The sequence below is a fragment of the Ewingella americana ATCC 33852 genome, from assembly GCF_000735345.1.
Classification (GTDB): domain Bacteria; phylum Pseudomonadota; class Gammaproteobacteria; order Enterobacterales; family Enterobacteriaceae; genus Ewingella; species Ewingella americana.
The window spans coordinates 1-6,885 of the sequence record NZ_JMPJ01000028.1 but is presented as its reverse complement, the minus strand read 5'-3'; the positions used below and the strand labels follow the sequence as shown (position 1 = coordinate 6,885).

Below are 6,885 nucleotides of genomic sequence, written 5' to 3'. Positions count from 1 at the left end.
GTGGGGTTGGCCGCATTGAGCGTTGAGTTAAACCACTCCTCATCCCTGCCTTCTCCTCTGAGAGGAGAAGGAGTAAACCCAGCCGAAATTCACTCTAAGCCACTGATTTTTCTGCAATACCCCCTCCCAGCCTCCCCCTTTTCAGGGGGAGGAGCAGAACAGCACTCCCCTCAAACGGCACGGGGTAAATGCCAGTAGGCCACGTTCAGAAATGACGCCGAGCAAGAGGTGGAAAACCGCGTGTGTTTTTACGCGGGTTGAAATCCCGCAGCGAGGGCACCGCCTAAGCGGCGGCATTTCGTGGCGAACATAGAAGCTACTGGAACATGTCCATCCCAACCCTGCGAAGCCTCGATCTTACAACAGCAAAAAAACGCAGGATTCCAAAGGGTTTCGTTTAAAACCCTTTGGGCCAGTGTGGGCGGCGAGCCCACGGTTTTGAATTTAAAAAACCTAAGTGTGGGCAGCAAGCCCACGGTTTTGAATTTAAAGACCTAAATGTGGGCAGCAAGCCCACGGTTTTGACCTTGAAGTTGAAGTTCTAAACAGGAGCTGTGGGCCTCCCTGCCCACTATTTCCCCTTAACGAATACCCGCTAAAAATGTCTTCGCATAATCACCTGAGGCTTTCTGCGCCGGGTTACTGCTGGTCTGCAAATCAACGTAGGTGTAGCTCGATGGGTTGTCGCGGTTAAACGACCAGCTACCGATAAACGCCATGTTTTTCTGCTTGGCGAAAGTGGCAACGGTGGTGGCGTCTGGCAATTTGAACATCTCGGTGGTGTCGTCGTTCAGACCGATCATCGGGGTGATGGCTACCAGTGGGTAAAGCTGTGCGTCAGTCTGGCCCGGATAGAGTTTGCCCAGCTGGGTTTTAATGCTGGTTGCCGCGCTGGTCGCTGCTTTACCCATATCTTGGCTGGAAACGCCGTCGTTATAGTCCATCGCCATACCGTTTACGCTGAACTTCACACCGGCATTTTTGGCGCTCTGAATGATGTTCAGACCTTCAGTGACCAAACCTGCTGGCATGGTTGGCAGCGTAAAGCTGATGCGAACCGATGGATTGCTCTTCTGGAAAATCGCCAGTGCTGAGCTGATTTTGTTGTAGTCGTATTGACCGTTTTCCAAGTCGAAGTCCAACTGCTTGGCTTTAAACTTCTGCACCACGTCGGTGTAAGTCTGTACCAGTTGGTCAACGGTGAACTTGGTGGAGATATCGGCGTTAGACGCGCCGCCGAAGGAGACAATTACCTGACGGTTTGCCGCGTTCAGGTCGTTTGCCAGCGGCAGCGCCCATTCCAGCGGCATGGCGTCGGAGGCGGCCCAGCAGGCTTTATTCGACGGGGAAAGGGTCAGGAAGCCCAGCACTAGACCATCAACGCCGTAAGAAATCGCCTGTTGAGAGTAAATCGGGTTTGGGCGACCTTTAGGGTAGTTCTGCCAGTCACTCCACAGCGCATTCAGGGACACATCAATATAAGGGGTATATAAAGTAGCCATGTTTTATATCCTTTTTTATGTAGGTAAGAACGTTTGCGCCGGGGCCTTCTCCGGCGGCAAAGTCATCTTCTCCTACAACCTTTTTTGATGCATTCGATCAGGGTAGTAGCACCGCTGGCACAACAGCATCAAAATTAAAACGATATAAAACAGTTAGATAGATTTAAATATTTATCCCATTACCGGTGAACGCGGAGCGAAGACGTGGCGCGCGCCCTGCTCAATCATCGCCGCCACCAGATCATAGCCGCCATTAGGCCGTGAAAGCGCAAACTCGCGCTCGGCGGTGAAAATCGGGCTGATCCAGAACTGGTTTACCGGGTCGCCGTAGCTATCTGGCAGGGTCATTTTGCTGGAAGGCGAACAGAGCGCGGAAGAGACCACGTGCCCCTCGTAACCCAGCGGCGCCATCGGTGAAATCAGCGTGTGCCCTTCTCCCAGCCAGCTCAGCGTGGTCCATGGGAGTTGCGCATAGCCAGAAAGCGCGCTGGCCATCTGCACCGCGTTCTCTTCCGTCACGTACTCTTTGCCGACGGCGAAAGCCAGCTCAATGCGCCGGTGTTCGCGGGCTTCATCATTGAAAATAATGTCGATTTGCGGCATTGGGCGGATGCTCATACCCAGCGTGAAGAAGTAATAATTCTCCTCATCCTCGTGCTGGGAAATCGCCATCGGCGGCCAGTTGCCCTGATCAATGCCGTAATACTTCACCGAAGGTCCGAAGCGTTCTTCATAGCTGGCGAGGAATTTACGCTGGATTTTCGGCCACGGGTTGTGATCTTCCTGCTGCCAGTCGCGCCAGAACTGGCGGGTCTTGTCCGCCAGCTCATATTGCGTATTGGTCGATGCCGAACCCAGCGGGAAAGTCAGCGGGTTTTGTTTGATGCAGCCCGCCGAATAGCAGACCGAGTGGTCGATATACAGGCTCCAGCCGGGGATCACCGCCAGCAGCAGCCCCTGATACCACAGAGCTGCGCCGTCATCGCTCTCATTCCAAAGAATTTGAATGTGTGCCGGATCCAGCGGCGCTTCGGCCTCCAGATTGCGGCAATACTGGGCGGCCAGCATCGGCGCTTTCCCACTCTCCATCGCGGCGTGGTCGTCGTGCTGCGGGGCGGGAGTCAGATTGCGGATCCAGCAGGCGCGCATGCGCGGGAAGCGATCGCGTAAATCTTCGCGGGCGTAAATATAGAGATAAGCCACGCGGTCATCCTGCTCGACCAGCGCGGTCAGGGTTTGTTTGTCGTTACTGACTTCGACGAGAATGTCTGACTGGCGCATAAAACCTCAACGGTGGGCCTCAATAGGATTTGAAGCGTCTGAGTCGCTTTCCAGTCAGTGTAGAACGATTAGCAAGCGAGGATAACGGGCAAAAGTCCCAAAAATCCTTGTGATAGCGCGGTGTTCGAGGGGGAATTAAACAAATTCGAGGCGACGCGGAAGAAAAAATAACGCCAGACCCGAAAATCGGCGTCTGGCGTAGCTGCTTACGGCTTAACTGCGTGGCTTTCGGGCTCAGTGAGCCAAAGGCTTAGCCGCCGTGGCTCTGGTAAGCTCAGGCCATAGATGAATGACCATATCAATCAAGCGATTAAGCTGCTCAGTGCTGGCCCCATCGCGGGCCTGTACTGACATACCTTGAACGGTACATGCCAGATATTTCGCCAACAGCGCGCTGTCAGTAGTCTGCGGAAGATCGTTGCTGAGTTTTTTCTTTTCGAAGTACTCAAACAACGTGCGTTCCTGCGACAAGTGGCGATTACGCAGCATCTCCGCAATGTCTTGCGAAGAGGAAGACATGCCGGAAGACGCGCTGACCATAAAGCAGCCGCTCGGCGTGTCACAGTCGGTGAACATCTCCGCCGTGGTGCGCAGATACTGTTCGATAGCCTGTTCAACGGACAAATCTGTTCTGCTCAGCAGACAGAAACTCTTTTCGTAAAAGGTTGCCAGATAGTGTTCAACGGCCGCGCGGAATAACCCCTCTTTATTGCCGAACTCGGCATATAAAGTAGGCGCTTTCGCACCCGTGGCTTCGACCAAGTCCGCTAAAGAAGTGGCCTCGTAGCCATGGCGCCAGAATAGATTCAGGGCCTTGCTCAGAGCAGTTCCACGATCGAACTGTTTTGGGCGACCGCGACTTTTCCGGACCAAAGCCGTGTGTTCAGTGCTCATACACCCTCCTTCCATCACCTTATTGGTTCTGGTTATCAGAATAATTTAACGATCATTATTAAAAATAGTTGCGCACAAGTCCAGCAGAGATTATTATTTAATTATCGAGCGATAAGTAAATCACTCTTAGCATCTAGAATCTCAGGACAAACCATCATGCGTGCTCTAAAAACCCTTCTTGCCGTTATGGCTTTAACCGCTGCCCCGGTTGCCAATGTCGCCGCACAGCAGGTTATCATGATGCCAACACAGAGTCAGGAAGTTGCCATGGTCAATGTGACTGGGGACAGTAACTTTTGTCACCCTGCCCGCTTCGTGAACGGCAAATCGTCACAACAGCGCATTCCAACTTCACCAACCATGCCACCTGCTCCGGCGGGTTCAGCTAATCACCCTCCTGTTTATTACTAAGGTGACAAGCTGACTCACATATCGCGCGACCTCTATATGACTCACCGCGATAACGGGGTATGCAATAGAAAGGCGACATTCAGGTCGCCTTTCTGATTCTCAGCAGAGCGATACCACTGAAAAAACCACTGTACGGTTTTACCACCCTTCGCCCTTCAGTCCAACATTAAATTATCACTCATTAAATAATTCTTGCTTGTGTCATAAAAACGCACTAGCATTTAGTTATCGACCGTTAATTAATTAACTCGCCGTGAAAATTTAACAATTGAGATACATATCCCTGTTGTTAACGTGATCTAGCTCACAGCACTTTTAGTTAACGATTATTAAAAAAATGAGTTGCACAAGATTCCGTCAGCGACTAACATTTAATTATCGAACGTTAATTAATAACGTTGACCGAATCAAAAAGACTTTCGACAGCACGATAAACGAATAGAGATAAGGAACTAACATCATGAAAAACGTAAAAATGACCCTCGCAGCACTGGCTCTGGCTACCGTATCTTTCTCTTCAATGGCGGCAACGCTGGTTGATTCAGCTCCGGCTAACCAAGAAAAAATCGGTGTGATCAGCGCGAACTCAAGCAATGACTTGTCTAGCTTGCAGCGTGAACTGAATGCCAAAGCGAATGAAGCAGGTGCCACCTCTTACCGCATCATCGGTGCTTCTGGTGAGAACTACCTGCACGGTACTGCTGAGCTGTACAAATAACAGCGAGCCGCTTTTAAAGCGTTATCGCACCAAATTAGTTAACGATTAATAATAATGATTCATAATTAAAGGTACTTATCATGAAAAACGTAACAATGACTCTTGCTGCAATCGCACTGGCTACGGCTTCTTTCACCACCCTAGCCGCAACTCAGGTTCAGTCTGCTCCCGCTAATGCCCAGTCCATCGGTGTAGTCAGCGCGCAGGCCGGTACTAACCTGTCTAGCCTGGAAAACCAGCTGGCTGCAAAAGCAGACGCTAATGGTGCAACGTCTTACCGCATCATCTCCGCTTCCGGCGACAACCGCCTGTACGGGACTGCTGAGCTGTATAAATAAGCCCTGAAGTATTGCGTTTGAAAGGGTAGTAACGGACAGAAGAGTGGCTTTGTAAGCCAAGAAAGAGCGCGCGAAGAGCGCCCTGCTGACAAAGCCTGATAAACGACGAATTAATAGGACAATATATTATGAAAAACCTGACAATGACCCTCGCAGCCATCGCACTGGCAACGGCTTCTTTCACGACTATGGCCGCCACCCAAGTTCAGTCTGCACCTGCTAACTCACAGCCAATCGGCGTGATCAGCGCACAGGCCGGCACTAACCTGTCTAGCCTGGAAAACAAACTGGCCGCGAAAGCAGATGCCAACGGTGCAACTTCATACCGCATCATCTCCGCATCTGGCGACAACCGCCTGTACGGGACTGCTGAGCTGTATAAATAATCGTCGCGTTGATCACGACGACTGAGGGCAAGACATCATGAAAAACCTGACAAAGACTCTCGCAGCCATCGCACTGGCCGGGGCTTCTTTCACCACCTTGGCCGCGACACAGGTCGAGTCTGCACCCGCTAACGCCCAGTCTATTGGGGTGATTAGCGCACAGGCCGGTACTGACTTGTCTGGCCTAAAAAGTGAACTCGCCAATGAAGCACAGGCGAGAGGCGCAAGTGCGTATCGCATCATCTTCACTTCTGGTGATGGCGATAACCACACTTACGGCACGGCTGAGCTGTACAAGTAAGCGTTAAGCAGTAGAAATATGAAGAAGAGGCGGCTTTTGCCGCCTTTTTCACGTCTGAACCTCGCCTATATTCCCCCGCTAACTTAATTATTTTCATCTGTCGTTTAGAGAAAGGCTATATCACCGCCCTCAACAGCCTCTATAATACGGCTGGACAATTTATACTTATACGATTTTTCATGGGATGAAATGACGATGGCGAATATGGTTTTTTGTAGAGGCTGCGGCAAAGAGATCCACGAGACGGCCAGAAGCTGCCCACACTGTGGCGCGCTAAACACCGTGCCGGGCTCCAAGAACCGCATCGTAGCGGCTTTGCTGGCTTTCTTCCTCGGCGCTTTTGGGGTGCATAAGTTCTATTTAGGCAAGATCGGGCAGGGTTTCTTGTATTTACTCTTCTGCTGGACCTTTATTCCTTCGGTCGTGGCTTTCGTAGAATTTATTATTTATCTCTGCACGTCAGACGAAGACTTTGCCAGAAAGTATGGCTAAGGCCATTAAGTCATAGCGAAAAGGCAGAATCTGATTTCTGCCTTTTTCATTTCTGCTGCTATATTTATTCCCTTCTGCCCTTTTTGTAGGTTTCGCCAATGTAGAACAGCTTCATAACTAACAGTTTTTTTCTTCGTGCTGCCCTTTAGGCCGCGCGCATAACCTGTTTCTTATGAGAATGCTTTTACATGACAACCTTACTAAGTGCTTTGGTGAGCGCGCTGCGCCGCCATGCTTGGCTGAGACTGCTCGGCTACGCCTTTATTCTCTCCTCCCTCGGCAATGGCCTGACCCAAGTAGTGGTTTTCGGCCAGCTTTTACAATGGCGCGCCTCTGCCACCACCCTGGTTTTTGCCTACGTGCTCGCCACCCTGCCCGGATTTTTGGGCAGTCTGCTGGGAGAACGCCTCTGCCAACGCTACTCGCCTTTTGCCGTGCTGCTGCTGGCCGAAGCGCTGGGGCTGCTCTCCTTGGCTTTTCCGCTGTATAGCCTGCTGGCGCAAAATCCGGTCGGGCTGCTCGCGGTACAAGCCTGTAGCGCGGTGATCAGCGGCGTCACCTT

Annotated in this window: 9 protein-coding genes and 1 pseudogene; 7 read left to right on the top strand and 3 right to left on the bottom strand. The window is 51.4% G+C overall.

Annotation, left to right across the window (positions count from 1 at the left end):
- Positions 1–581: 581 nt before the first annotated feature.
- The 3 genes from GEAM_RS04400 to GEAM_RS04390 form a co-directional block, all read right to left on the bottom strand.
- Entirely contained in the window at positions 582–1,502 is a 921-nt protein-coding gene (locus tag GEAM_RS04400) for a chitinase (protein WP_051899407.1), read from the bottom strand.
- A gap of 171 nt (positions 1,503–1,673) precedes the next feature.
- Positions 1,674–2,783 carry a suppressor of fused domain protein gene (locus tag GEAM_RS04395; RefSeq protein ID WP_034788754.1) on the bottom strand — a complete coding sequence of 370 codons (1,110 nt, stop codon included), beginning with the start codon at positions 2,781–2,783 and terminating at the stop codon, positions 1,674–1,676.
- A 234-nt stretch (positions 2,784–3,017) separates the two neighbouring features.
- The gene (locus GEAM_RS04390) at positions 3,018–3,677 is read right to left on the bottom strand and encodes a TetR/AcrR family transcriptional regulator (protein WP_034788751.1); all 660 of its coding nucleotides are present in this window, start codon (positions 3,675–3,677) and stop codon (positions 3,018–3,020) included.
- Between the two features lie 156 nt (positions 3,678–3,833).
- On the opposite strand from GEAM_RS04390, the gene GEAM_RS22540 reads away from it, so the two are divergent.
- The 7 genes and pseudogenes from GEAM_RS22540 to GEAM_RS04360 form a co-directional block, all read left to right on the top strand.
- Positions 3,834–4,088, top strand: coding sequence for a hypothetical protein (locus GEAM_RS22540; RefSeq protein ID WP_072009861.1), 255 nt, complete (start codon positions 3,834–3,836; stop codon positions 4,086–4,088).
- Positions 4,089–4,548: 460 nt separating this feature from the next.
- Positions 4,549–4,806 (top strand): multiple stress resistance protein BhsA, encoded by a 258-nt coding sequence (bhsA, locus tag GEAM_RS04385; RefSeq protein WP_034788748.1) that lies wholly within the window; start codon positions 4,549–4,551, stop codon positions 4,804–4,806.
- A gap of 80 nt (positions 4,807–4,886) precedes the next feature.
- Positions 4,887–5,144, top strand: coding sequence for a multiple stress resistance protein BhsA (gene bhsA, locus GEAM_RS04380; RefSeq protein WP_034788745.1), 258 nt, complete (start codon positions 4,887–4,889; stop codon positions 5,142–5,144).
- A gap of 128 nt (positions 5,145–5,272) precedes the next feature.
- Complete coding sequence (gene bhsA / locus GEAM_RS04375) at positions 5,273–5,530, top strand: multiple stress resistance protein BhsA (RefSeq protein ID WP_034788742.1); 258 nt, start codon at positions 5,273–5,275, stop codon at positions 5,528–5,530.
- A 37-nt stretch (positions 5,531–5,567) separates the two neighbouring features.
- Complete coding sequence (bhsA, locus tag GEAM_RS04370) at positions 5,568–5,831, top strand: multiple stress resistance protein BhsA (RefSeq protein ID WP_034788739.1); 264 nt, start codon at positions 5,568–5,570, stop codon at positions 5,829–5,831.
- 195 nt (positions 5,832–6,026) lie between these two features.
- Positions 6,027–6,323: a TM2 domain-containing protein gene (locus GEAM_RS04365; protein WP_034788735.1), complete on the top strand. Its 297-nt coding sequence runs from the start codon at positions 6,027–6,029 to the stop codon at positions 6,321–6,323.
- 188 nt (positions 6,324–6,511) lie between these two features.
- Positions 6,512–6,885: pseudogene (locus tag GEAM_RS04360) on the top strand (MFS transporter); the annotation flags it as partial.